The sequence below is a fragment of the Pseudarthrobacter sp. MDT3-1 genome, assembly GCF_054510755.1.
The window spans coordinates 43725-67588 of record NZ_JBTNDX010000022.1 but is presented as its reverse complement, the minus strand read 5'-3'; the positions used below and the strand labels follow the sequence as shown (position 1 = coordinate 67588).

Below are 23864 nucleotides of genomic sequence, written 5' to 3'. Positions count from 1 at the left end.
GGTCATGGACATCCGCCTGATCGCCCGTGTGTTGTTCCTGCGGGCCGCGTGGCGGAGAAGGGACCACTGGGACGCCGCCCGGATCACCGCCCACCAGGAACACGCCCTGCAGGAATTGCGCCGCGCAACCTACGCCGGATCGGAGTTCTACCGGCGTCATCACGCCGGGCTGCACGACGCTCCTCTGGAGCAGCTGCCGTCCGTGACGAAAGCGGACCTGATGGAGAACTTCGACGAGGCCGTCACCACACCGGACCTGAGGCTGGCGGACCTGGAAAACCACCTGCGGAGCCTGACGCAGAGCGGTGGAGACCCGGGCCTGCCATGGAAGGGCCGATGGTGGGCTGCCGCCACGGCCGGAACCACCGGCCGGCGCGGAACCTTCATCTGGAACCGCACCGAATGGGCGACCGTCCTGGCCTCCTACGCCTGAGCGAACGACTGGGCCGGGATCTCAGCCGGGCTGACCCGGCCACTAAAAATGGCGCTGGTGAGCTCCCGGGTGCCCACACACCAGTCCGCCGTCGTCGGAGCATCGCTGCGCTCTAAGCTCCTACCCACCCTCCGCCTGGACGTCACCGCTCCCATAGAGGAGACGGTCGCCGCGCTGAACCAGTTCCAGCCCAGGGTCCTCGTCGGCTACGCCTCAGCACTCAAACCCCTGGCCGCAGAGCAGCGTGCGGGCCGCTTGCGCATCTCGCCGCAGGGCGTGATGTCCGCCTCCGAAGTGCTCAGCCCGCCGACCGCCTTGGAACTGGAGGCGGCATGGGGAAGTGGACCCTTCGATGTTTACGCCGCCACCGAAACTGCCGGGATCGCCTCCCCCTGCAACTACCGGAACCGGCATGTCTACGAAGACCTGCTGATCATCGAACCCGTAGACCAGGCCGGCAACCCCGTGCCGGCCGGGACCACCGGGGCAAAGCTTCTCGTCACGGTCCTGTTCTCGCGAACCCTGCCGCTGATCCGCTACGAAATGTCCGACACCGTCAGACTGGGCGGACGAGGCTGCCCCTGCGGGCGCCCGTTCACCCTTCTCGAGGACATCGAAGGCAGGATCGAAGACGTCCTGCAACTGCCAGGGAAGGAAGGCGAGGTCAGCGTCCACCCATTCGTGTTCCACCATGCGCTGGACCAAGCCGCCCTTGCCGGCTGGCAGGTCATCCAGGAGCACTCCGGACTGCGGGTCCTCCTGGCGGGCCTCGCCCCGGAGCCTCCACCGAGGGAGTCCGCGCCGCAGTAGCCGGCGCGCTCACCACAGCCGGGGTCAGTCCCCTCCGAGTCGACGTGCAGCTGGTGGAACGTCTTCAACGGACAGTCCTGGGGAAAACACCGTTTGTGCGGAGGCTTGCCCCACCGAATTAGGAGCTCTTCCGGTCCGAGGCGGCGTCCGAAATCCTGCTGGGCAGCTAGGACGGTTTTCGGCGGTTCAGTTGCGTCATCAGTGCACGGTTTACGACGTGTGATTTTGGAGGTCAGCGTTGATGCCGTGATTCTCTGATGGGTGGTGGGGGCTTAAGACACTAGCCGTTCCGCGCCTCAGCGAGACACTGGGTGAGTGGCGTGATGAAAGGGGTAAGACTTGAAGGCGCATGAGGTCCTGGCGGGGGTTGATGGCTCCAGCACAGGCGGAGGGGCTGCGGACTGGGCTGCGCAGAGGGCGGACCGGCTAGGCCTCCGGCTGCATTTGGTGCGGGTGGTGCCCGAATCCTCGTACTACAGGGTGCCGGCGCAGTACGTGGAGGCCGTGGCCGAGGCGCAGGTGCTGCTGGGCCTTGCGCGTGACCGGCTGGCCGCGCGGCATCCGACGCTGCAAATCCTCACCAGCTGGCAGCCGGGCGAGCCGGCACCGATGCTGAGCCTGTTGTCCGTTGGCGCCGAGATTGTGGTTCTCGGTTCGGACCGTTCCGCAGACGGGCGAGGGGAGGGATTCGGGTCGGTAAGCTTTCAGGCAGTAGTCCTCTGCCGGAGTCCCGTCGCAGTCATTCCCGCGCCAGCGGCGACGAACCATATCGGAGTGGTGGTCGGCGTCGACGGATCGGCTGACTCCGAAATTGCCCTTAAGATGGCGGCGGAGGAGGCGAGCCGGACCGGAGAGGGACTGACAGTGCTGCATGCGGTGTCGAAAACGCTGCCTCCAGCCAACGCAGGAGGCAGGACGGGAATAGGTCACAGCCGTGAGCCTGATCCCCGGGCACTTATCTCAGAAGCAGCCGGCCGCATCCGGGAGCTCTTTCCGGGGCTCCGTGTCCGCGAAGCGCTGGAATCGGATGACTCGCCTGCCGATGTGCTCATGCGAGACGCAGCACAGGCCAGCTTATTGGTGATTGGCTGCCGGGGACGGGGCGGACTTCGGAAACCCATCGGGTCCATAGCCGAAAAGGTCCTCATGCGGTTGCCTTGTCCCACAATCATCACGCGGTCTGCATCTGAACCGGCCCCCGTCCCCAGCCCGCAGCTGCAGCTTCCAGGCGTGACCTTTGGCCCTACTGACAGGCCCACCACGGCATGACTCTGGAGGAGACTCAAAGCACGGCAGGGTGCGGGGCCAAAGAAATTGTTTCGATGACGAAGGACTCCCGCCCTGGAGGCGTCCGAAGAACCGCAGGTTTTCCCCGTGCATAGAGGTCCGGATAGATGGCGAGCTCTTTGGCGACCAGCCCGATGTGTCCCTTAGGGCGCGCGAACGCCGGAACCATGGCCTCGCCGACGACGGCGAGCAAACCGGCGTCGGCGGGGATCAGCCCGCCCGCCGCACGGACTGCCCCTAGGGTTCCCCGCCGGGGTTAGCGCCGCCAGGTAGGCACCCCACCCGGCTGAGGCGCGTTCGGCCTCGTTTGGCTGAAGCGACTCTGCCCGTAGTCGTCCAGCGGCACAGCACAGCCGCAGCAGGCGACTGTAGGGAGTCTTCCGGCCCTGTTTGGCGCGGCTGATGACCGGAAGACTCGAGCTACGAGATGGAGCTTTCTTCTATTAGGCAGGAGGGCCGTCCCGAGTGTTCAGGAGGTCATGGCATGGAAAGTGATGAACGTCCGGCAACAGTTTTATCCGATGAACAAGCATGGAACGTGCTGGGACGATGTCAGCACGGTCGCCTTGCCGTTTGTGCTGTGGGCAAGCCCGACATCTACCCCATCAATTTCCTCGCGCACGACGGGGTGTTGCTTATGCGTACAAATCCGGGAACGAAGCTGGCCGAACTGACGGTGAATGAAAGAGTGGCCTTCGAGGTGGACGAAGTGGTCGACGACGCGGCTTGGAGCGTAGTGGTGGAGGGCACCGCCAGAGTCATCGAGTCACAGTCTGAGATTGATGAGGCTGACAAGCTCCCGCTCAAACCGTGGATTCCGACGCGGAAATACACCTATGTCGAGATCACGCCGACACGCATTAGTGGTCGCCATTTTGAACTGGGAGACGAACCTGAGCGGTACTGAGCGCTGCGGCCCGTCGATGCCTCGGCCGAGCTTCGGTCCCGTGCCCGCCGCCGCCTCAACGTTGTCTGGGCCCGCCGGACAGCCGGCTGCATGGCAGACGCCTAGAATGCCATCTGGGCTGGATCCGACGCTCGACGGCGGCTGGTCGGCCGTGCTGACAATGACGGCGCAAGTGATCGTTGCCTTCCTCGTGATCCCGCTCCTCGTGCATTTAGTGGGCAACGAGTGCCGCTTCGCTGGCAGTGGGGCGGGCTCTCGCTGTTGGACATTGTCGAGTTCCTGATCGAACGGATCGAGGAGGACGAGGCGGCTCCCCGGAAGCTGCTGGAGGACATTCCAGGAATACCCGATCGCCCTGACGTACCCCGACCCCGACCATCGGGATTTCCAGGCCGGCCGGCGCCCGGCTTGCCGGTTGACCGCCAAAGGAGGCCGCGCTATGCCCACCGTCTCGGATATCATCCCCACCCGCAATGACGCTCCAAAGCTGAAAACGTGCCTCGCCCTGCTGTCCCAACAGAGCAGGCCTGCCGATGAAATCATCGTGGTGGACAACGCAAGCAGCGATGACACATCTGCCATCTGCGCCACGGCCGGCGTGAGGCGCATACCTGTGGACCTGCCAGGCATTCCGGCAACGGCTGCTGCCGGTTTTGATGCCGCAGCGGGGGAGATCATCGCCAGGCTGGACACCGACTCCAGGCCGCCCCAAGACTGGCTTGAGCACGTGGAGCGGATCCTTCAGGCATCCGGGCCGCTCACGGCTGTCACTGGACCCGCTGATTTTTACGGCGGGAACCTCTTGGTCCGCTGGACGGGCCGGTACCTGTTCCTGGGAGGCTATTTCACTGTCGTTGGCTTCCTGATGGGCCATCCGCCGGTGTTTGGTTCCAACTTTGCGCTGCGGCGGGGTGTCTGGGCGGCAATCCGCACCATCGTGGTCCGGGACAACGCCGATGTCCATGATGACTTCGATATTTCCTACCGCCTGCGACCGGACATGACGGTTATCTACGACCCCACCTTGCGGGTCGGGGTTTCCGCGCGGCCCTTCGCCAGCTGGTCATCGTTTCGACGCCGCGTTGCAATGTCCCTGGTGACGTTCCGCGTCGAGTTCGCGCATGAACCGCCCCTCCGGCGCCGCTTGGACCGCTTCCGGTGGGGGTACTGGCAACGGCACCAAAACGGTCCCCACCGGGACGAAAGCCCGGTTGAAGACAGGTAGAGCACGACGCTGGTCAGTCGGCTTAGGGGCAGGGCACTTTGCAGAGTCGGCAGGGCGGCCATGCGCCGGCTGGTTCCGGCGCCGAACGGCGCCTGGCCATGGATCGGGCCCGAACAGAGACCGCGACCCAATCGCTTTCATTTCTGTCCGGCACTCTGCGGGCTCGGTAACGTGTCAACACCCCTGCCGACGGCTGCGGGAATACGGTCCCGGCCCGACTCCTGCAGCGCAGCGGCCTCACGGCTTGCCTGTTCCAACAACCGTGTGTCCTGGTCGCAGGCTTCCTGCTCAACCCGGGCTGCGGACCTCGCGCGCTCCACACGTGCGTCGTGCCGGCCTGAGGCAGGATCGCAGCCGCCTGCGAAAGCGCGTCCATGGTGGTCATCGGATCACACACTCGGAACTGGGCAGACGGAGGACCCATGACGGACCGCGCGCTGCAGGTGGTCATGGTATCGGATAGCCCGGTGGCCGTCATTCCGCAAGGCCAGGGCCCGGAGGGTCGGGGAGTTGTGGTCGGCGTGGACGGCTCTGAGGAATCACTCCAGGCTGTTGCACTGGCAGCGGCAGAAGCGGACCGCGAGGGGGACGAGCTCACCGCGGTGCTGGCTTTCCGGCGCCCCGCCTGGTGGATTCAGCGTGGGATGCCTGGCAGAGGCCTGGCCGAGGCGATTCAAGAAGAGGACAAGATCGTCCTGGCTGAATCAGTCGCGGGCCTCACGGACAAGTATCCGGACCTCGTAGTACATCAGCGGCTCGAAAATGACGAGGATCCCGCGAAGGCGCTAGTGGATGCGGCAGCCAGCGCACGGTTGCTGGTCCTAGGCAGCCGTGGACGCGGCGGGTTCAGCAGGCTCTTGCTGGGTTCCACCGCTCATGCGGTCCTGCAGCGGGTACCCTGCCCCACCGTTGTTACCCGCGTTCACAAGGTTAAGCACGAGGAATAACCGCTACCGGTGCGGAGGGAACCCTCCTAGGGATTGCCTTTTCGCTCTTTGCGGTCCCGGGCCGTCCATCCTCGCGGCTTTGCGCAGGGCAGTTCTTGCGCGGCGCCGGCTCAGGGCTGCGGCATGCGGCCGAGTGTCCGGCACACGGCCAGAGTGAACCACAGTTGTAAGTCGTGGTAACGGGTCCCGCAACAGATGTCCCGTGAACAATCCATTAGGCTCCTGGTGGTCGATCAACCAGGTCTGAGCCTGGCTGATCTTCTCTCCGCGTAGATACCCCCAGAGGGCGTTGCCGAGGAGACCCACACCCGAGCTGTCCGGTGTGGCATTCTGCCAACTATTCCCGCCGTCGGTGGAGGAGAAGGCGCGTGAAAATGGTGGACGGCTGGGATCGTTTTCCTGCCCCACGAGAAGCACGGCTGCTGGGCCCGCGGCCATGTTCAGGGGATGGAAGGTGCAGTGCGGACGGGGCAGCCCGGCAGCTGTCCCGTCCCGGGCGGTTCAAGCTGATCCGTCGCTGCTCTGATAGAGCGTAATGGCCGTGCCGCCGGATTCGCGGTCGGGTGTTGTGGCGAGGAGCCAGCCCTGGGCCATGCCCACGGCTGCGTTCAGGCTGGTGGCGGAGGTTTCAAGAATTGGTTCCGGCTGAAGGCTAAAGTCCGTGCCGTTACTGCTGGTGAAGGCGAAGACCTCTCCATTGCGGTGCCCGAGCAGGAGCCATTGGCCCTGGCGGGCGGTGGGCTTGTTGGCCAGCGCCATGCCGGGATCTGTCTGGCCATCAAACAAGACTGGTTGCCAGGAGGCGCCGTTGTCTGGGGAGTAGGCAGCGCGGTGGCCGTCGAAGTTGACGTGGTGATGTCCAGGACGGCGAGGACTTCTTGCCCCCGGCTAGCCATTGCTGTCAGTGAATTCCTGGTGCGGTCTTCGCTGGCCAGTGCGGTGTCGATGCCCCCGGTGTGGAACGACAGGCGGGTCCGGTCCAGCCAGCTGCCGTCGGTGCAGGCGGTGCAAAACAGTGTCAGCGCTGCCACAACGGCAGCCAGTCTCATTCGTAAGTTCATATCTTCCCCGGCAGCTGATCCGGGCCGCGGCAGCGGCCCCTTGCTGGGGAGTCTAGGCAGGAAGGGGTGGCCGGCGCTTGTCACCGCCGGCCGGTTGTGGATAACTATTAATGCTTTAAGATTCAATAAAAAAAGGTAGCATGGTTCCGTGACACAAACACTTGGCCTGTCTCCGGTTCTCTTTCTCAGCCACGGTGCTCCGCCGCTTGCCGACGACGCTACCTGGACACGGCAGCTTCACGACTGGTCCGGCACCTTTAACAAGCCCAAGGACATCCTGATGGTGTCAGCGCACGGGAACACGCCCCCGTTACGCTGAGCGCCACCCAGCGGGATCCAGGCCTTGTTTATGACTTTGGCGGCTTCGCGCAGAAGTACTACGACGTCACGTACGACGCACCGCAGGCTCCGGGGCTCGCCACGGAGGTGGAACGGCTGGTGGCCGGGCATGGCCATCATGTCGAACGCGATGAGAGCCGTGGGCTGGACCACGGAGCCTACGTGCCTCTCAAGGAGATGTTCCCCGAAGCAGATGTTCCGGTGGTCCAGATGTCCATACCCACCCTCGATCCGCAGGGTCTGTTTAACCTCGGCATGTCGCTGGCACCGCTGCGCGAACGCGGCACCCTCATTGTCGGTTCCGGGTTCACCACTCACAATCTCCGCTGGTTCAGCCCGTCCGGAGGGCCAGACGTTGCGCCGCCGGCAGCCTCGAGCGAGTTTGACCACTGGGCCGAAGAGGCCATGGCGCGCGGCGACGTCGACGCCATCCTCGATTTCCTGAACAAGGCCCCAGCCGCCCGGCAGGCTCACCCGCGCAGCGAGCACTGGGCGCCGCTCTATGTTGGGCTCGGCGCAGCCTATGGCTCCGGTGAACTGCACGCGAAGACTGCAATCGACGGGTTCTGGTACGGGTTGTCGAAACGCTCCTGGACCCTGACCTAGGAAGCAGGCCCGTTTCAATCCGGCGCGTCCGCTACCTGGATCCGCGCGGCACAGACATCCGCTGCTGCCTTCCGCATCACCGCGCCGTTGGGATCGGGCACATCCAGGAAATCCAGCCGGGGGACTGAGGCGTAGCGCCTCAGCGCCGGTTGGTCCATGACCAGCCCGGCCAGGGTCCGGTCCCCACCGGGAGCAAGATACTCGATCTGCTGGCCGCCGAAGACCGTTGCTGCGTGTGCTGCCACTTTCTCCACCAGCTCGTCAGCCTGGTTGGCCCGGCGGCGTGCAAACCGCTGCTGGGACTGGCCACCAGCCGCCGTCCGGGACTGCACGTAGCGGGAGCCTGTCTTGGACGCAAGCAGGATGCCTTCCCTGGCCACGGCCACCGCATAGCCGCCGCGCCGCACGAGCACCAGGCCGGCCGTCCGGGGCTGGGCGGCGACGGAGGCCAGGCGCTCCAGCGGATCGGCGCCCCGTCCCGGCCTTCCGTCAGGTGGCCAGGGCGCCTGGATCAACGCAGTGGTGCCGTCGGCCGCCACCAGCCGCACACCGTCGTCGTCATCGCTGATCCGGAAGCCGCCGTGCGCGGCACCGAAACGTGCCGCCCATCCGGCCAGGCGTCCGCCGGACACAAACGCGGTCCTGACGGACCCCGGCCGGCCGGCGCCGCCGGGGGTACTGCGTGCGCTCATGGCGGGATCCCTTGCATGGAGGGCGGAAGTGGGGCAGTGAACTAATGAGTAGCCTATCTATGTGGATGATCTCTTCGCCCAAGGGCATGGCAATGACGACGACGACACTGACGAACCGTCGTCGTCCGGCCGTACCGCCGCGCCCCGCAGTCCCTTGGCCGTGCGGATGCGGCCACGCACCCTGGATGACGTGGTGGGCCAGCAGCACCTGCTGGGGCAGGGATCGCCGTTACGGCAGCTGGCGGCCGGCACCGACGCCCTGGGTCCCGCGGGGCCCAGCTCGCTGATCCTCTGGGGACCGCCCGGGACCGGAAAAACCACGCTGGCGCACGTGATCGCCAAGGGCAAGGGGCGGAAGTTCGTGGAGCTGTCCGCCATCACCGCAGGCGTCAAGGACGTCCGGCGGGTTATGGACGAAGCCCTGACAGCGCGGGACCTGTACAAGACCACCACTGTGCTTTTCCTCGACGAGATCCACCGCTTCAACAAGGCCCAGCAGGATGCCCTGCTGCCCGGCGTCGAAAACCGCTGGGTGGTGCTCGTAGCAGCAACCACGGAAAACCCGTCCTTTTCGGTGGTCTCGCCACTGCTGTCCCGCTCCCTCCTGCTCACCCTGAAACCGCTGACGGAGGCGGACATTGAAGGGCTCCTGCAGCGCGCCGTGGCGGACGAACGCGGCCTGAACGGAAAAGTGGAGCTCACCGCCGAGGCCGTGGCGCACCTCGTCCGGCTCGCGGGCGGCGACGCCCGGCGTGCCCTGACGGCCCTCGAAGCCGCAGCGGGCGTGGCCTTCGGCGATGCGGACGACGCCGCTGCCGACTCGCTGGTCACCGTGGAACTCAAGCACACCGAACGCGCCCTGGATGTGGCCGCCGTGCGCTACGACCGCGCCGGGGACCAGCATTACGATGTCGCCAGCGCATTCATCAAATCGGTCCGCGGCTCCGACGTGGACGCCGCACTGCACTACCTTGCCAGGATGCTGGAGGCAGGGGAGGACCCGAGGTTCATTGCCCGGCGCATCGTGATTTCCGCGGCGGAAGACGTGGGAATGGCGGACCCCACAGCGCTGCAGACGGCGGTCGCCGCCGCCCAGGCAGTCCAGCTGATCGGCATGCCCGAGGGGCGGATCGTCCTGGCCGAAGCCGTGGTGCATCTGGCCACCGCGCCGAAATCCAATGCCGCGTACATGGGAATCAACAAGGCCGTCGCGGATGTCCGTGCCGGCCTGGGCAACGGGATCCCGGCGCACCTGCGTGATGCGCACTACCCCGGCTCCAAGCAGCTGGGCCACGGGCTCGGCTACAAGTACGCCCACGATGCCCCCCATTCCGTGGCCAGCCAGCAGTACCCGCCGGATGATCTGGTGGGTCGGGACTACTACGAGCCCACCGCCAACGGTGCGGAACGGGACATCGTCGTCCGCCTCGAACGCCTGCGCAAGATCATCCGCGGCAACTGACCGGCGTCGTCGGTGGAGTGGCCCCGGCAATGATGCCACCGGAGTGACGTGGGGGAGCGGCGGCCGGAGCGGCCGGCGGAGTGTGGGAATGCAGCCGAATCCTGCTAAGATTGTTCGTTGTCTGGCAAGGCGCGGACGCAATCTCCCCATCCTTCAGTATTTCTGCTGTTTCGTGGGGTAGCCCTGTGCCCAGTAGCAAAAGGCAGCGGTTGGCCGATGCTCTCCATTATGGAGGCCAGTAACACTGACACACCGCAGATATTGGAAGGACACAAGTGGCTAACAACACTCGTGCTCGCCGTACAGCACGCCTCTCGCGTGCACTCGGCATTGCTCTGACCCCCAAGGCCGCCAAGTACATGGAGCGCCGCCCGTACGGCCCCGGTGAGCATGGCCGTGCCCGCAAGAAGCAGGACTCCGACTACGCCGTCCGTCTGCGCGAAAAGCAGCGTCTGCGCGCCCAGTACGGCATCCGCGAAGCCCAGATGACCCGCGCCTTCGAAGAAGCCCGCCGCACCAAGGGCCTGACCGGTGAAAACCTGATCGAACTGCTCGAAATGCGTCTCGACGCCCTCGTGCTGCGTGCCGGCTTCGCCCGCACCATCGCCCAGGCCCGCCAGCTCGTTGTGCACCGCCACATCATGGTTGACGGCATCCGCGTTGACCGCCCGTCCTTCCGCGTCAGCGAAGGCCAGCTTGTCCACGTCCACACCCGCAGCGAAACCATGGTTCCGCTCCAGGTTGCAGCAGCAGGCGCACACCGCGACGTCCTGCCCCAGGTTCCGGCCTACCTGGACGTCAAGCTTGACGCCCTGCAGGCCCGCCTGGTCCGTCGCCCGAAGCGCTCCGAGGTTCCCGTAACCTGCGAAGAGCAGCTCGTCGTCGAATTCTACGCACGCTAAATCCCAGCAGCGTATCCAAAGAAGCCCGTGGCAAGCGCCACGGGCTTCTTTGTATGTAAGGTACTTGGGGGACATCTGCGGAACGCATCAAGGCAGCGTGCGCGGACGTAAAAGATCCACGTCAGTTTCAAGGAGATGAACGTCTATGTCTGGTGGCGATATTGCCGGCCTGATCGCAGCCGGGGTGTTCGCGCTCCTGGTGCTGCTGCTCGCCGTGCCCATCCTGAAGCTCGGCAGTGTGCTGGAGGAAGTTCGGACCTCCATCCGCTCCCTCAGCGACGGCGCCACGCCGCTGATGGACGAAGTCACCGCGACCGTCTACACCACCAACCAGCAGCTGAAGAAAGTGGATGGCATCGCCTCCAACGTTTCGGATGCGTCGGCAAACCTTTCCGCACTGTCCTCACTCGTTGCAGCGACAGTCGGTTCACCGCTGATCAAGGTGGCAGCCTTCAGCTACGGCGTGCGTTCCGCCCTCGCCAACCGCAAGAAGCCCGCACCCGGCCGCCGCAGCCGCTAAGCCACCGGAGAACTGAAATGAAACGATTTGTCTGGATGGGAATCGGCGTGGCCATCGGAGTCATTGCGTTCCGCAAGATCAGCGAAGCCCAGTCCAACCTGGGGCCGGAAGGCCTGAACCGCGCGGTGGGCCGGCTGGCTGACGGCGTGTACGACTTCGCCGATGCCGTGCGTGCCGGAATGAGTGAGCGCGAGACGGACCTTCGGGGCGCTCTCGGGATCGACTCCCAGGATGCAGCCCGCCGCTGAACGCGCGGGAAAAACGCGCGGGAATTAAACCAGCAGCCGCCGCTTGCCGGCACTGCCGTCTGAATCAATAAGTCATGCGTGGCACAACGCGTGAACCGAGAAGGGTATGTAATCAGCTCATGAAGTCGCAGGAGATCACAAAGCGCTGGGTGGACTTTTTTGTCAGCAAAGGACACACCGCGGTTCCCTCCGCCTCGCTGGTCTCCAGCGACCCCTCCCTCCTGTTCACCGTGGCCGGCATGGTCCCGTTCATCCCTTACCTGACTGCCCGCGAAGAGGCCCCTTTCGCCCGGGCCACCAGCGTCCAGAAGTGCATCCGGACCGGCGACATCGAGGAAGTGGGCAAGACCGCCCGCCACGGCACGTTCTTCCAGATGTGCGGCAACTTCTCCTTCGGTGATTACTTCAAGGAAGACGCCATCAAGTACGCCTGGGAGCTGCTCACCAAGAGCTTGGACGACGGCGGCTACGGCCTTCCGCCGGAACTGCTGTGGGTGACGGTCTACGAAGAGGACGACGAAGCCAAGGAGCTGTGGCTGACGAACACCGGCGTCCCGTCCGAGCGCATCCAGCGTATGGGCAAGGCCGACAACTACTGGCACACCGGCCAGCCGGGCCCGGCAGGCCCCTGCTCGGAGATCTACTACGACCGGGGCCCTGCCTACGGCGTCGAGGGCGGTCCCATCGCCGACGAAAACCGCTACGTTGAAATCTGGAACCTGGTGTTTATGCAGTATCAGATCGACAACGTCCGCTCCAAGGACGACTTCGACGTCGTCGGCGAGCTGCCCAAAAAGAACATCGATACCGGCCTCGGCATGGAGCGTCTCGCGATGATCCTGCAGGGCGTCGAGAACATGTACGAGACCGACCAGGTCCGGCCTGTGATCGACAAGGCTGCCGAGCTGTCGGGCCGGGAGTACACCTCGGCCGAAACACCTGAGGATCCGCACCACACGGACGACGTCCGCATGCGCGTTGTCGGTGACCACATCCGTTCGGCCCTGATGCTGATCGCCGACGGCGTGACCCCGTCCAACGAGGGCCGCGGCTACGTCCTGCGCCGCCTGATCCGCCGCGCCGTGCGTTCCATGCGCCTGCTCGGCGTCGAAAAGGCCTGCCTGCCGGACCTGCTCCCCGCCTCACGCGATGCCATGAAGGGCGTCTACCCCATCGTGGCGACGGACTTTGACCGCATCAGCCGGATCGCCTATGCCGAAGAGCGGGCCTTCCTGCGCACCATCGCTTCAGGTACCGCCCGCCTCGAAGACGCCGTCACGGAGTCCAAGGCCGCCGGCACGTCGCTGTCCGGTGCAGATGCCTTCGCCCTGCACGACACATACGGCTTCCCGATCGACCTCACCCTGGAGATGGCGGAAGAAGCCGGACTCAAGGTCGACGAGCCGGAATTCCGCCGCCTGATGCTCGAACAGCGCCAGCGTGCCCAGGCGGACGCCAAGGGCAAGAAGGGCGGCCACGCCGATCTCAGCGCCTTCCAGGAGCTGCTGGCCCAGGGCGAGACCGTCTTCACCGGATACACCGACCTGGATGGCGAGTCCCGGGTCCGGGGCATCCTCAGCCGCGGACAGAACGTGGGGCATGCTGCCACCGGCGACGAGATTGAACTCGTCCTGGCGGAGACCCCGTTCTACGCTGAGGCGGGCGGCCAGTCGGCTGACACCGGCCTCATCACCGGTGACGGATTCGTGGTCGAGGTCCTGGACGTCCAACGCCCCATCAAGGGACTGAGCGTCCACAAGGCAATCGTCCGCGAAGGCGAGATCGGCTCCGACTCACTGGTCCGCGCAGCCGTGGACCGCGAGCGGCGCCACGCCGCCGAGCAGGCCCACACCGGCACGCACATCGTCCATGCCGCCCTGCACCAGATCCTCGGCCCCGAGGCCACCCAGCGCGGTTCCTACAACAAGGCCGGCTACCTGCGCTTCGACTTCGCCTGGGGCGAAGGCCTCAGCACCGCAACGCGTTCGGAAATCGAGGAAGTCTCCAACCTCGCCATCCGCAACAACTTCCGCGTGGACACGAAGGTCATGGGCCTGGCCGAGGCCAAGGCGCTGGGCGCCATGGCGCTCTTCGGCGAAAACTACGGCAGCGAAGTCCGTGTTGTGGAGATCGACGGCGCGTGGTCCCGGGAACTCTGCGGCGGCACGCACGTAGCCAACACGTCCCTGATCGGCAGCCTGTCGCTCCTCGGCGAGCAGTCAGTCGGTTCAGGAAACCGCCGTGTGGAGGCGTTCGTGGGCATGGATGCTTTCCGCCACCTGGCCGCCGAGCGCGCCCTGGTGACTGAACTGACCGAGATGCTCAAAGTGCCTTCCGGTCAGCTCGCCGACAGAATCGCCAGCACGCTGAACAAGCTCAAGGCCACGGAGAAGGAACTCGACCGCCTGCGCAAGGAACAGATCGCCGCGGCGGCCGGAAACCTCGTGGGCACAGCCCGGGACGCAGCCGGCGTCCAGGTCATCGCACACGACGCCGGCCAGATCGGCGGCGCTGACGACATCCGCAACCTTGCCCTCGACCTGCGCAACCGCCTCGGTTCGGCAGCATCCACCGTGGCAGTGGCCGGTGTCAGCAATGACCGGCCCATGATCCTGGTGGCCACCAACGAGGCAGCCCGGGAAGCCGGCGTGAAGGCCGGGGCCCTGGTCCGGCTCGCGGCCGGAATCCTCGGCGGCGGCGGCGGCGGCAAGGACGACGTCGCCCAAGGTGGCGGCACGGACGCCGCCAAGGTCGCACCGGCGCTGGCCGCCGTTGTGGACGCCATCTCCCGGCGCTAGGGAACCCGTGACAGAATCCGCTGGCGCCGCCGGCTACCCCCAGGGCATCAAACTGGGGGTAGACGTCGGCACCGTCCGCGTGGGCGTGGCCCTCTGCGACCGGGACGAAATCCTGGCCACTCCGCACAAGACCCTGGACCGCAACGCCAAGAAGAATTCCGACGTGCGTGTCATCGCGTCCCTCGCTGGGGAACTGGGCGCCGTCCAGGTCTTCGTGGGGCTGCCACGCACCATGAAGGGCGAGGAACACGCCTCTGCCAGGATGGCCACCGACTACGCCGAACTGCTGGTCGCGGAGTTCGTTGCCCGGGGAATGGATGTTCCGGTCAACCTGGTCGACGAGCGCCTGAGCAGTGTTACGGCGCACCGTAACCTGCACGAAGCTGGCATGAGCAGCCGGAACCACCGTAAAGTGGTGGATCAGGTCGCGGCGGCAGGCATCCTCCAGCACGCCATCGACATGCAAAAAGCCAGGGGAACGGACGTTGGCAGCCGCGTGACTGCGCCGCCCCGTACTCGGCCATCCGGAGCAGGTTCGGCAGTCCAGCCCGAGCATGCGGCCCCGGAAGGCACGACCCGATCTCAGAACACGGAAGGCTACAGTGAGCCCGTCCAGTAACGACGACGCCTCAGGCGCCACGAGCAACGATGGCGCCAGGCCGCTGACCCGAAAAGAGCTCCGCGCCCTGGAGAAGCACACGGGAGGCAGCGATGTGGTTCCCGAGCAGGCCTACGAAACGGGGCAGGATGCGCCCCCACCTGTCACGGCTCCTGTTCCCGAAGCTGCCCCCGCTCCTGCCCCCGCTCCTGCGCCTGCCCCCGTTCCGGTCCAGGCGGCCGAACCGGTTCAGGCGCCTGAACCGGATCCGGAGCCGCAGCCGGCCGTCCCCACAGTCCCGGAAACGCCGCCTTCCATCCAGGACGCCGGTCCGGCCGCAGACCACCAGCCGGACGAAGCCCAGGTTCAGGAATACCACCCCGAAGACCAGCACTTTCATGAAGCGCACGACGCCGGGCACCACCACCCTGACGAAGCGCTCCATGACGCCGGGCACCACTATCCGGACGAAGAACACCACGATGCAGGCCACCACGATGATCACCATGCCGATGACCACTACCTTGATGATCACCACCCCGACACCGGCCTGTTCGCTGGCGCAGTCGCGCTTCCCGTAGTGGCGAAGCCCTCCAAGAAGGTGCGGCGCCGGCGCCGCCTCCTGGCCCTGTTCCTGACACTTGTGGTCTTCGTGGCAGCGATCGCCGTGGGCGCGCAGTTCCTGAAGCCCCTGCTGGGAAACGATAAAGCGGCCGACTACCCCGGCCCCGGCACGGGCGAAGTCATAGTTTCGGTCCAGCCAGGTGAAGGTACGCGCTCCGTGGCCACCAGACTGGAAAGCGGGAAAGTTGTGGCAAATGCTGACACTTTCATGCAGGCATTTGCTTCTTCCGGCGGAACGCTGTCGCCGGGGGACTACGCGTTCAAGATGGAAATGAAAAACTCCGACGCCGTCAGCGTCCTGCTCGGCACCGACAAGAGCAAGGTCATCTACTTCGCTTTGAGTGCCGGTCTCAGGGTCGGCGAGTCGCTTCAGGCCATCTCAGAAGGCTCCGGTGTGTCGCTGCAGCAACTGAAGGAGCTCAGCAACGCTCCCGCGCAGTTTGGGCTCCCAGCCAACGCCAAAAACCTTGAGGGTTTCCTCGCTCCGGGGGAGTATCGCTTCCCGCTTGGCACACCGGCCAAGGACATCCTCCAGTCGCTGGTGAAAGTAACCACGGACGAACTGGTGGCACAGGGCATCTCCGATCCGGCGAAGCAGTATGAAGCTGTGATCGTGGCGAGCATTGTCCAGGCTGAGGGCGGACAGGCTGAGTACGGCGACGTTGCCGGGGCCATCTACAACCGCCTCAAGCCGAATGACCAGACCTCCGGATATTTGCAGGTGGATTCTGCCGTGACGTACGGGCTGGGCACCAAGAGCTTCAACTTCACCGATGAAGAGCGCCGGGACAAATCCAACCTGTACAACACCTACGCCAACCCGGGCCTGCCGCCGGGCCCCATCGGCTCCCCGGGCAAGACCGCCATCGATGCGGCGGCGAAGCCCAAAACCAACGACTACCTGTACTGGGTAACCATCAACCTGGACACGAAGGAGACAAAGTTCTCCAAGACGCTCGACGAACACAACGTCTACGTCAACCAGTACAACACCTGGTGCCAGGCCAACGTGGGCCGCTGCACATGAGTCTCCGGGCCGCCGTCCTGGGCCATCCGATCAGCCACTCCAAGTCCCCGGCCCTGCACCTGGCGGCCTACGGCAAACTCGGGATGGACATCGCCTACACGGCCCTGGACCTGACCGAGCAGGCTCTGCCCGCCTTTATGGAACAGGTCAGGACGCAGCAGGGCTGGCGTGGACTCTCAGTCACCATGCCCCTGAAATCAGGCATGTTTGCCGAGGTGGACGAAGTCCGCGGCGTGGCACGGACGCTGGGCGTGGTCAACACCGTCGCCTTCGAGGAAGACCTGGGTTCCGTCAGGCGCATCGGCTACAACACCGACGTCGCCGGCATCGTCAACGCTGTCCTTAACGCCGGAGTGGCGGCCAGCCCCGCCGCGGTGGTGCTGGGCGGCGGCGGTACAGCCGCAGCCGCAGTGGCCGCGCTGAAGGATCTGGGCACGCAGCACGCCCAGGTGTTCGTCCGGGATACGTCCCGGGCCGACGAAGCACGCGCCGCCGCGGCCGGAGTAGGCCTTTCCATAGCCGTCCGGCCGCTGACCGAAGCCGCCGTTCCGACCGCAAGTGCCGACGTCGTAATTTCCACGCTCCCGCCGCGCGCAGCGGACGGGCTGGCGGCGGAGATCGCCGCGTTGGGAACCGGAACACCCGGTGTCCTCCTGGACGTGGCCTATGATCCGTGGCCCAGCCAGATTGCGTCGGCGTGGCAGTCCGGCGGCGGTGCGGTGGTGCCCGGGCTCGAAATGTTGTTGTACCAGGCGGTGGAACAGGTTCGCCTGTTCACCGGCCGCGGTGACGACGTTAATGCGTCTGTCATAGATGTGATGTGCGACTCAGTCGGCCTTCCCCGACGGGCGTTCTGACCGCCATACGTGGCAGGATGGAAATTATGTTGCGTTGGTTGACTGCCGGTGAATCCCATGGTCCGGCCCTGATGGGAATTATTGAAGGCGTCCCCGCCGGTGTTGAACTCACCAGCGGGCAGATCGCCGATTCATTGGCACGCCGCCGCCTTGGCTACGGCCGGGGCGCCCGGATGAAGTTCGAGCAGGACGTCGTGACCATTCTCGGCGGCGTCCGCCACGGCCTGACCCAGGGCGGCCCGGTGGCCGTCCAGGTCGCCAACACCGAATGGCCCAAGTGGGAGCAGATCATGGCTGCCGATCCGGTGGATCCGGAAATCCTGGCGGACCAGGCCCGCAACGCACCGCTGACCCGGCCCCGTCCGGGCCACGCAGACTTCACCGGGATGCAGAAGTACGGGTTCACCGAGGCCCGGCCCGTCCTGGAACGCGCTAGCGCCCGGGAGACCGCCACGCGGGTCGCCATGGGCACTGTGGCGTCCCAGTTCCTCAAGGCGCTCGGCATCGAACTGGTCAGCCACACCGTCTCCATCGCCAGTGTGACCGTGCCCGAGGGCCGTCCGCTGCCCGTTCCAGCCAACGTGATTGCGCTCGACGCCGATCCTTTGCGCTGTTTTGACCGCGAGACCTCAGACGCCATGGTGGCCGAGGTTGACGCCGCCCACAAGGAAGGCGAAACCCTGGGCGGTGTGGTGGAGGTCCTCGCGTACGGACTGCCGCCGGGACTGGGCAGCTATGTCCACTGGGACCGCAGGCTTGATTCGCGCCTCGCCGCCGCCCTGATGGGCATCCAGGCCATCAAGGGCGTGGAAGTTGGCGACGGTTTCCTGACAGCTGCGCGCCGCGGCTCCGCTGCCCACGATGAAATCGTCAAGGACGCGGACGGCAAGATCATCCGGACCAGCAACCGGGCCGGCGGCATTGAAGGCGGCATGAGCATCGGCGACGTCCTGCGCGTGCGAGCGGCCATGAAGCCCATCGCCACGGTGCCCCGCGCCCTTCGCACGGTTGACGTCAGCACGGGGGAGCCTGCCAAGGCGCACCACCAGCGCTCCGACGTCTGTGCCGTGCCGGCTGCCGGCGTGGTGGCCGAGGCGATGGTTGCGCTGGTTCTGGCGGAAGCCGTCACCGAAAAGTTCGGCGGTGACTCCGTGGCGGAGACCGCCCGCAACATCAAGGGTTACCTGGACAACATTCCGGCATCCCTGGACTCGATCGGCCACTAGTGCCAAGGAGCCGTAAGGCCGGTGTGCCTGGCGACCGGCCCATTGTCCTCATCGGACCCATGGCGGTGGGAAAGTCCGCGATCGGCCACGAGCTGGCCAAGCTGCTGGACGTGCCCTTCGTCGATACGGACAACCTGATCGAGGAAGCCCATGGCAGCATCGCCTCCATTTTTGCCGGCCGCGGCGAGCACGCGTTCCGGGAGATCGAGGCCCGGACCGTTGCCAGCGCGGTGGAGCATGCAGAAAGCGCGGCCAGCGTGATTTCCTTGGGTGGCGGCGCCGTGCTGGATTCCGGCACGCAGCAGCTCCTGGGCCGCTGCACTGTGGTGTACCTCGAATGTGATGAGGAAACCGTGGCCAGCCGCATCGCCCGGAACTCGGGTCGGCCGCTACTCGCCGGCGATGCCATGGCCCGATGGTCCGCTCTGTTTATTACCAGGAAACCCGTTTACGAACGGCTGGCCAACCTTGTGGTGGATGTCCGCCAGGGCTCGGTCAGCGAGCTGGGACACCGGCTCGAAGTTGCGCTGCGTGACTACGCGGCCGCCAAACAGGAAGTTGAAAATTGAGCGTCGATTCAACAGTCATCAAGGTCACCGGCGAATCCGCTGGGCAGAATTACGACGTCGTAGTTGGCCGCGGTCTGCTGGGGAACCTTCCGGCGTTGCTGGGGGAGCGGGTCCGGCGTGTGCTGGTCATCCATCCCCGTGCGTTGCGGCTCACCGGTGACACGGTCCGCGATGAGCTGGCTGCAGCGGGTTTCACCTCGCTGACCGCGGAAATCCCGGACGCCGAAGAAGGCAAACACATCCAGGTCGCCGCTTTCTGTTGGCAGGTCCTGGGCCAGAACGATTTCACGCGCTCGGACGCCATCGTGGCAGTGGGCGGCGGGGCCGTCACCGACCTGGCCGGTTTTGTGGCGGCTACCTGGCTTCGCGGCGTGAAGGTCATCCACATGCCCACCAGCCTGCTGGGCATGGTGGATGCTTCCGTGGGTGGAAAGACCGGCATCAACACGGCTGAGGGCAAGAACCTGGTGGGCTCCTTCCACCCCCCGGCCGGAGTGCTGGTGGACCTGGACACCCTTTACACGTTGCCCAGGAATGAAATCATTTCCGGGATGGCTGAAGTCATCAAGTGCGGCTTCATCGCAGATCCGGCCATCCTTGACCTGATCGAAAAGGACCCGGCGGCGGCCACCGACCCCGGATCGGACGCCCTGCGCGAACTTATCGAACGCGCTATCGCGGTCAAGGCCAAAGTGGTTTCGGAAGACCTCAAGGAATCCGGGCTGCGCGAAATTCTTAACTACGGCCACACCTTGGCCCACGCCATTGAACTGGTGGAGCGGTACTCCTGGCGGCACGGCGCGGCAGTATCGGTGGGCATGATGTTCGCCGCTGAACTTGCCCGCAGCGTTGGCCGGCTCAGCGACGTGGACGCCGACCGCCACCGCAGCATCCTGGAAACACTGGGCCTCCCGGTCACATACCGGCGAGACCGCTGGCAGGGACTGCTGGACGGCATGCGGCGCGACAAGAAATCACGCGGGGACCTCCTGCGCTTTGTGGTTCTGGACGGCATCGCCAAGCCGGGCATCCTGGATGTCCCGGACACGTCCCTGCTCTTCGCGGCCTACCAGGAAATCGCCTCCTGATGCAGGGCGACGTGGCGGGCACCAGCGACTGGCCCGAGGCTGGCTTCCCCGGAATCCGGATCAACCCGGTCTCCCTGCTGCCGGAGATCGTCAACGAGAACGCCTGCCGCGCGGCCCTGGCGGCGTCCGCGGACCCGTCAGACCAGATTTTCGTCCTGATCGTGGAAGGGCATGCTGCGGAGGCGGCCGAACTGCTCGCGGAGGCCCGCTTCAAGGACCCTGAGTCCTTCCGGCTCCGCACGTTCGAGGCCGAGGTACTGCGTGTCTCCCACCGCACCGACCGCGCCCTTGATTTGTTCAGGCAGTTACTCGCTGAGTTCCAAGGGACTGACCGTGAAGCACTGGTACTGCAATACCTGGGCAAGACCCAGTACGCCGCCGGACACACGTCCGCCGCGGTAGAAGCCTTTGCCCGGGCACTGGATCTTCGGGTTGCGCAATCGGCTGATGCCGCGCAGATCTACTCGTCCACCGTTGCCCTTCAGCGGGCCCGCGACGTCCTGGATCTCGCCTGCTGACACGCCTATCCGGTTCTGAGGTGGGTGGCCGGGAGGCCCGGACGCAAGCCGCCCGGGTTTTACCGGTAGAATGGTTCTTGGATTTTTGATAAACACGCGCTGGCGGGCCGTTCGGCTTGCCTGGCCGGCATAGAACGTCTGACAACTGACCAGACAGATAGAAACCAGAGGATACCAGTGGCAACCACTAACGACATCAAGAACGGAACGGTCCTGAAGCTCGAGGGCCAGCTCTGGAACATCATTGAATTCCAGCACGTCAAGCCCGGCAAAGGTGGCGCGTTTGTGCGGACCAAGATGCGGAACGTGATGTCCGGCAAAGTTGTAGACAAGACGTTCAACGCCGGCCTTAAGATCGAAACCGCCACGGTTGACCGCCGGGACTACCAGTACCTGTACCAGGACGGCGCCGACTTCGTGTTTATGGACACCTCGGACTTCGACCAGCTCACTGTCTCCGGCGCCACTGTTGGTGACGCCACCAACTTCATGCTGGAGAACCAGATGGTCAACATCGCCATCCACGAAGGCAACCCGCTCTACATCGAACTTCCGCCCAGCGTTGTCCTCGAGATCACCTACACCGAGCCTGGCCTGCAGGGCGACCGCTCCTCGGCTGGCACCAAGCCCGCAACGCTGGAAACCGGCTACGAGATCCAGGTTCCGTTGTTCGTCGAGAACAACACCAAGGTCAAGGTTGATACTCGCGACGGCAGCTACCTCGGCCGGGTCAGCGAGTAGTGAGCGCACGCGGTAAGGCCCGTAACAGGGCACTGGATGTCCTCTTCGAGGCCGAGCAGCGCTCGGTTTCCGCCTTCGATGTACTCAGGTCCCGGCGCGAACTGACAGACCAGATCGTGAACCCGTACACCCTGGAAATCGTGGAAGGCGTCGTCTCACAGCAGACCGCCATCGACGAATTCCTCGAGACCTATTCCCAGGGCTGGACCCTGGAACGTATGCCTTCGGTGGACCGCATCATCCTGCGGATCGGCACCTGGGAACTGCTGTACAACGACGACGTTCCCGACGGTGTCGCGGTCAGTGAGGCAGTGGCACTGTCCAAGACGCTCTCAACGGATGAATCGCCGTCGTTCATCAACGGCCTCCTGGGCCGGCTGCAGCAGCTGAAGCCCTCCCTCTTGGCCTGAGCTGCTACGGCGGCGGGTAAAGAGCCCGCGCACGGCGTCGTGAAGAGCCCCGGCCAGGTCCACCTGGCCGGGGCTCTTTGCGTACCCGGAAACGATCGCTGACCGGCGCTTCCTATAGGATCTGACTATGCAAAACGCGTCCACAGGCCCACGCGCCGGCAGCAGCACAGATGACCAGACCGGCCCCCGCAGGACCGGCCGCGCGGTCAGCCGCGAGGTGCTGGCGGACCACGTTTACGCGGAACTCCTGGCCTCCCTTATGGATGGCCGGCTGGCGCCCGGAGCCGTGGTCAGCATTGACGGGACGGCCCGCGAACTGGACGTTTCTCCCACTCCGGTCCGCGAGGCCCTTGCACGGCTTGAGCACACCGGAATGGTCCGGAGGGTGGCGCTGAAAGGCTACCGCGTGGCTCCCGTTTTTACGCAGGAGGATTTTGCGGAGCTGATGGAGGCGCGGTTGGCAATCGAGCCCGTCAACGCCCGGCTGGCCTGTGAACGCATCAACCAGCATGGCCTGGCCGAGCTCGGGAAGGCCGTCGAGGACCTGAAATCCGCACCTCGGGGACCTTCGTTTGCCGAGTTCAAGGACTACCTCGAGGCGGACGAGAGGTTCCACCAGCTGATTGCGCGGCAAACCGGAAACCAGTTTATGGAGGCCGCCTACTCAGCCCTCGGGGGACAGGTCCAACGGTTCCGGCTCTTCGGCGGCGTGGGCATTACGGATGCCGAGCACGCCATCGCGGAACACGAGGCAGTCCTGGCTGCCGTTACCACGGGCGATCCCGACAAAGCAGCCGCAGCCATGGCGGACCACATCCGCAAGGTCCGTTCCCGGGCCATTGCCGACGCCCCGGAAAGCTAATCCCGGCTGGGCGGGGCCCACTCAGGGATGTGATCTTGACAACTCTTTTTTGATAGTAGATCCTATAGGAAAGAGGATTACGAGGGAGTGAAGCATCGTGGCTTACACAGCTGAGAATTGGCCCATCACCGCAGCACTGCTGCAGTTTCCGGGAACTGACGGCAAGGGAATGCAGATCAACGACGCCGATGCGTCCAGTTGGGCGGAAGTCCTGACCGAGGTCAAGGAAGCCGGCTTCGCCAACGCTGACCTGACCGACAGCTGGGTCCGTCCCGGCGATCTGAGCAAGGAGCGGCTCGCCGAGTTCAAGCAGACTGCAGACAATGTGGGCATCGGGATCCCGGTCATTTCCGCCATCCGCCGCAGCGTGATCCACCAGACGGACTGGGCCGACAACCTCGCCTACAGCCACCGGACCATCGACGCAGCCGCCGAGCTCGGCTGCGAAGTAGTCTCCTTCGGACTGCACCAAGCCATTACCCCGGAGCAGCAGAAGCAGCTGTGGTTCTGGACCGTTGAGGGCTACAAGGACCCGGTGGGGGACAAGGAAGTGTGGGGCAAGGCAGTCTCCCGCATCCGTGAGCTGGGCCAGCACGCAGCAGACGCCGGTGTCCTGCTCTCCCTGGAGATGTACGAGGATACCTACCTCGGCACGGCGGACTCCTCGATACAGCTGGTGCAGGACATCGGCCTGGCCAATGTTGGGCTCAACCCGGACCTCGGCAACCTGATCCGGCTGCACCGGCCCATCGAGGACTGGCGCGAAATGGTAGCCAAGACCATGCCGTACTCGAACTACTGGCACATGAAGAACTACATCCGGGACGAGGACGTGGCGCGGGACAGCTACATCACCGTGCCCGCCCCGATGGAGAGCGGCCTCATCAACTACCGCGAAGCCTTCAAGGTTGCACTGTCCGTAGGCTTCCAGGGCATCCTCTGCACCGAACACTACGGCGGAGACGGACTCAGCGTTACGGCCAGCAACCAGGAGTACCTACGCCGCCACATCCTGCCCAAGACCGATGGCTATGCGCTGGGCCAGAGCCAGGTTGCCCAGGGCCGGCAACTGCCCGCCGCGGAATTCGCTGGCGTCTAAGGAAAAGC

24 protein-coding genes and 1 pseudogene are annotated in these 23864 nt (G+C 65.1%); 23 read left to right on the top strand and 2 right to left on the bottom strand.

Annotated elements, in window-relative coordinates:
* Nucleotides 1–4: 4 nt before the first annotated feature.
* The 6 genes from ACX80X_RS16160 (at nt 5) to ACX80X_RS16135 (ending at nt 5609) form a co-directional block, all read left to right on the top strand.
* A complete protein-coding gene (locus ACX80X_RS16160; protein WP_252603780.1) occupies nt 5–433 on the top strand; it encodes a hypothetical protein in 429 nt (142 codons plus the stop codon).
* Nucleotides 434–490: 57 nt separating this feature from the next.
* A complete protein-coding gene (locus tag ACX80X_RS16155; RefSeq protein ID WP_252603777.1) occupies nt 491–1243 on the top strand; it encodes a phenylacetate--CoA ligase family protein in 753 nt (250 codons plus the stop codon).
* A gap of 339 nt (nt 1244–1582) precedes the next feature.
* Nucleotides 1583–2512: a universal stress protein gene (locus tag ACX80X_RS16150; protein ID WP_459312635.1), complete on the top strand. Its 930-nt coding sequence runs from the start codon at nt 1583–1585 to the stop codon at nt 2510–2512.
* A gap of 502 nt (nt 2513–3014) precedes the next feature.
* On the top strand, nt 3015–3437 hold the full coding sequence (locus tag ACX80X_RS16145) for a pyridoxamine 5'-phosphate oxidase family protein (RefSeq protein ID WP_459312633.1): 423 nt from the start codon (nt 3015–3017) through the stop codon (nt 3435–3437).
* Between the two features lie 439 nt (nt 3438–3876).
* The gene (locus tag ACX80X_RS16140) at nt 3877–4662 is read left to right on the top strand and encodes a glycosyltransferase family A protein (RefSeq protein ID WP_459312631.1); all 786 of its coding nucleotides are present in this window, start codon (nt 3877–3879) and stop codon (nt 4660–4662) included.
* Nucleotides 4663–5084: 422 nt separating this feature from the next.
* Nucleotides 5085–5609 carry a universal stress protein gene (locus ACX80X_RS16135; RefSeq protein WP_252603977.1) on the top strand — a complete coding sequence of 175 codons (525 nt, stop codon included), beginning with the start codon at nt 5085–5087 and terminating at the stop codon, nt 5607–5609.
* A gap of 501 nt (nt 5610–6110) precedes the next feature.
* Here the strand turns inward: ACX80X_RS16135 and ACX80X_RS16130 are convergent.
* Complete coding sequence (locus ACX80X_RS16130) at nt 6111–6368, bottom strand: hypothetical protein (protein ID WP_459312629.1); 258 nt, start codon at nt 6366–6368, stop codon at nt 6111–6113.
* Nucleotides 6369–6818: 450 nt separating this feature from the next.
* Between ACX80X_RS16130 and ACX80X_RS16125 the strand changes: the two are divergent.
* Nucleotides 6819–7615 (top strand): annotated as a pseudogene (locus ACX80X_RS16125) (dioxygenase family protein).
* A 14-nt stretch (nt 7616–7629) separates the two neighbouring features.
* Here the strand turns inward: ACX80X_RS16125 and ACX80X_RS16120 are convergent.
* Complete coding sequence (locus tag ACX80X_RS16120; RefSeq protein ID WP_459312627.1) at nt 7630–8307, bottom strand: acVLRF1 family peptidyl-tRNA hydrolase; 678 nt, start codon at nt 8305–8307, stop codon at nt 7630–7632.
* 61 nt (nt 8308–8368) lie between these two features.
* Here ACX80X_RS16120 and ACX80X_RS16115 point away from each other — a divergent pair, with 61 nt between their 5' ends.
* The 16 genes from ACX80X_RS16115 to ACX80X_RS16040 all read left to right on the top strand — a co-directional run bounded on the left by ACX80X_RS16115 (nt 8369) and on the right by ACX80X_RS16040 (nt 23856).
* Entirely contained in the window at nt 8369–9769 is a 1401-nt protein-coding gene (locus ACX80X_RS16115) for a replication-associated recombination protein A (RefSeq protein ID WP_252598914.1), read from the top strand.
* A gap of 275 nt (nt 9770–10044) precedes the next feature.
* The gene (rpsD, locus tag ACX80X_RS16110; RefSeq protein WP_058932352.1) at nt 10045–10671 is read left to right on the top strand and encodes a 30S ribosomal protein S4; all 627 of its coding nucleotides are present in this window, start codon (nt 10045–10047) and stop codon (nt 10669–10671) included.
* Between the two features lie 145 nt (nt 10672–10816).
* Entirely contained in the window at nt 10817–11191 is a 375-nt protein-coding gene (locus ACX80X_RS16105) for a DUF948 domain-containing protein (RefSeq protein ID WP_252598913.1), read from the top strand.
* Nucleotides 11192–11208: 17 nt separating this feature from the next.
* Complete coding sequence (locus ACX80X_RS16100; protein ID WP_252608006.1) at nt 11209–11439, top strand: DUF6167 family protein; 231 nt, start codon at nt 11209–11211, stop codon at nt 11437–11439.
* 119 nt (nt 11440–11558) lie between these two features.
* Entirely contained in the window at nt 11559–14237 is a 2679-nt protein-coding gene (alaS, locus tag ACX80X_RS16095) for an alanine--tRNA ligase (protein ID WP_459312624.1), read from the top strand.
* A gap of 7 nt (nt 14238–14244) precedes the next feature.
* Nucleotides 14245–14856, top strand: a complete 612-nt coding sequence (gene ruvX / locus ACX80X_RS16090; protein WP_252598910.1) for a Holliday junction resolvase RuvX — start codon at nt 14245–14247, stop codon at nt 14854–14856.
* A gap of 43 nt (nt 14857–14899) precedes the next feature.
* Nucleotides 14900–16486 (top strand): endolytic transglycosylase MltG, encoded by a 1587-nt coding sequence (mltG, locus tag ACX80X_RS16085; RefSeq protein WP_459312640.1) that lies wholly within the window; start codon nt 14900–14902, stop codon nt 16484–16486.
* Entirely contained in the window at nt 16483–17343 is an 861-nt protein-coding gene (locus tag ACX80X_RS16080) for a shikimate dehydrogenase (RefSeq protein WP_252598908.1), read from the top strand. Before mltG ends, ACX80X_RS16080 begins: the two co-directional genes overlap by 4 nt.
* Nucleotides 17344–17369: 26 nt before the next feature.
* The gene (aroC, locus tag ACX80X_RS16075) at nt 17370–18569 is read left to right on the top strand and encodes a chorismate synthase (RefSeq protein ID WP_058932358.1); all 1200 of its coding nucleotides are present in this window, start codon (nt 17370–17372) and stop codon (nt 18567–18569) included.
* Nucleotides 18569–19138, top strand: a complete 570-nt coding sequence (locus ACX80X_RS16070) for a shikimate kinase (protein ID WP_459312620.1) — start codon at nt 18569–18571, stop codon at nt 19136–19138. The genes aroC and ACX80X_RS16070 overlap by 1 nt, the downstream gene beginning before the upstream one ends.
* The gene (gene aroB, locus ACX80X_RS16065) at nt 19135–20226 is read left to right on the top strand and encodes a 3-dehydroquinate synthase (protein WP_252598907.1); all 1092 of its coding nucleotides are present in this window, start codon (nt 19135–19137) and stop codon (nt 20224–20226) included. Before ACX80X_RS16070 ends, aroB begins: the two co-directional genes overlap by 4 nt.
* A complete protein-coding gene (locus ACX80X_RS16060) occupies nt 20226–20744 on the top strand; it encodes a tetratricopeptide repeat protein (RefSeq protein WP_252598906.1) in 519 nt (172 codons plus the stop codon). Before aroB ends, ACX80X_RS16060 begins: the two co-directional genes overlap by 1 nt.
* 177 nt (nt 20745–20921) lie before the next feature.
* Nucleotides 20922–21485, top strand: coding sequence for an elongation factor P (efp, locus tag ACX80X_RS16055; protein WP_056340266.1), 564 nt, complete (start codon nt 20922–20924; stop codon nt 21483–21485).
* Nucleotides 21485–21895, top strand: coding sequence for a transcription antitermination factor NusB (gene nusB / locus ACX80X_RS16050; protein ID WP_056340263.1), 411 nt, complete (start codon nt 21485–21487; stop codon nt 21893–21895). The genes efp and nusB overlap by 1 nt, the downstream gene beginning before the upstream one ends.
* Before the next feature lie 127 nt (nt 21896–22022).
* Complete coding sequence (locus tag ACX80X_RS16045) at nt 22023–22757, top strand: GntR family transcriptional regulator (protein ID WP_252598905.1); 735 nt, start codon at nt 22023–22025, stop codon at nt 22755–22757.
* Nucleotides 22758–22854: 97 nt separating this feature from the next.
* On the top strand, nt 22855–23856 hold the full coding sequence (locus tag ACX80X_RS16040) for a sugar phosphate isomerase/epimerase family protein (RefSeq protein WP_459312617.1): 1002 nt from the start codon (nt 22855–22857) through the stop codon (nt 23854–23856).
* Nucleotides 23857–23864 lie beyond the last annotated feature (8 nt).

Excerpts from the sequence above, each read along its gene's own strand:
- ACX80X_RS16135 (WP_252603977.1), top strand. The coding sequence starts at position 5,085 with ATGACGGACCGCGCGCTGCAGGTGGTCATGGTATCGGATAGCCCGGTG.
- ACX80X_RS16140 (WP_459312631.1), top strand. The coding sequence starts at position 3,877 with ATGCCCACCGTCTCGGATATCATCCCCACCCGCAATGACGCTCCAAAG.
- ACX80X_RS16105 (WP_252598913.1), top strand. The coding sequence starts at position 10,817 with ATGTCTGGTGGCGATATTGCCGGCCTGATCGCAGCCGGGGTGTTCGCG.
- ACX80X_RS16045 (WP_252598905.1), top strand. The coding sequence starts at position 22,023 with ATGCAAAACGCGTCCACAGGCCCACGCGCCGGCAGCAGCACAGATGAC.
- alaS (WP_459312624.1), top strand. The coding sequence starts at position 11,559 with ATGAAGTCGCAGGAGATCACAAAGCGCTGGGTGGACTTTTTTGTCAGC.
- ACX80X_RS16080 (WP_252598908.1), top strand. The coding sequence starts at position 16,483 with ATGAGTCTCCGGGCCGCCGTCCTGGGCCATCCGATCAGCCACTCCAAG.
- ACX80X_RS16145 (WP_459312633.1), top strand. The coding sequence starts at position 3,015 with ATGGAAAGTGATGAACGTCCGGCAACAGTTTTATCCGATGAACAAGCA.
- ACX80X_RS16160 (WP_252603780.1), top strand. The coding sequence starts at position 5 with ATGGACATCCGCCTGATCGCCCGTGTGTTGTTCCTGCGGGCCGCGTGG.
- ACX80X_RS16060 (WP_252598906.1), top strand. The coding sequence starts at position 20,226 with ATGCAGGGCGACGTGGCGGGCACCAGCGACTGGCCCGAGGCTGGCTTC.
- aroC (WP_058932358.1), top strand. The coding sequence starts at position 17,370 with ATGTTGCGTTGGTTGACTGCCGGTGAATCCCATGGTCCGGCCCTGATG.
- ACX80X_RS16130 (WP_459312629.1), bottom strand. The coding sequence starts at position 6,368 with ATGGCGCTGGCCAACAAGCCCACCGCCCGCCAGGGCCAATGGCTCCTG.
- ACX80X_RS16120 (WP_459312627.1), bottom strand. The coding sequence starts at position 8,307 with ATGAGCGCACGCAGTACCCCCGGCGGCGCCGGCCGGCCGGGGTCCGTC.
- ACX80X_RS16100 (WP_252608006.1), top strand. The coding sequence starts at position 11,209 with ATGAAACGATTTGTCTGGATGGGAATCGGCGTGGCCATCGGAGTCATT.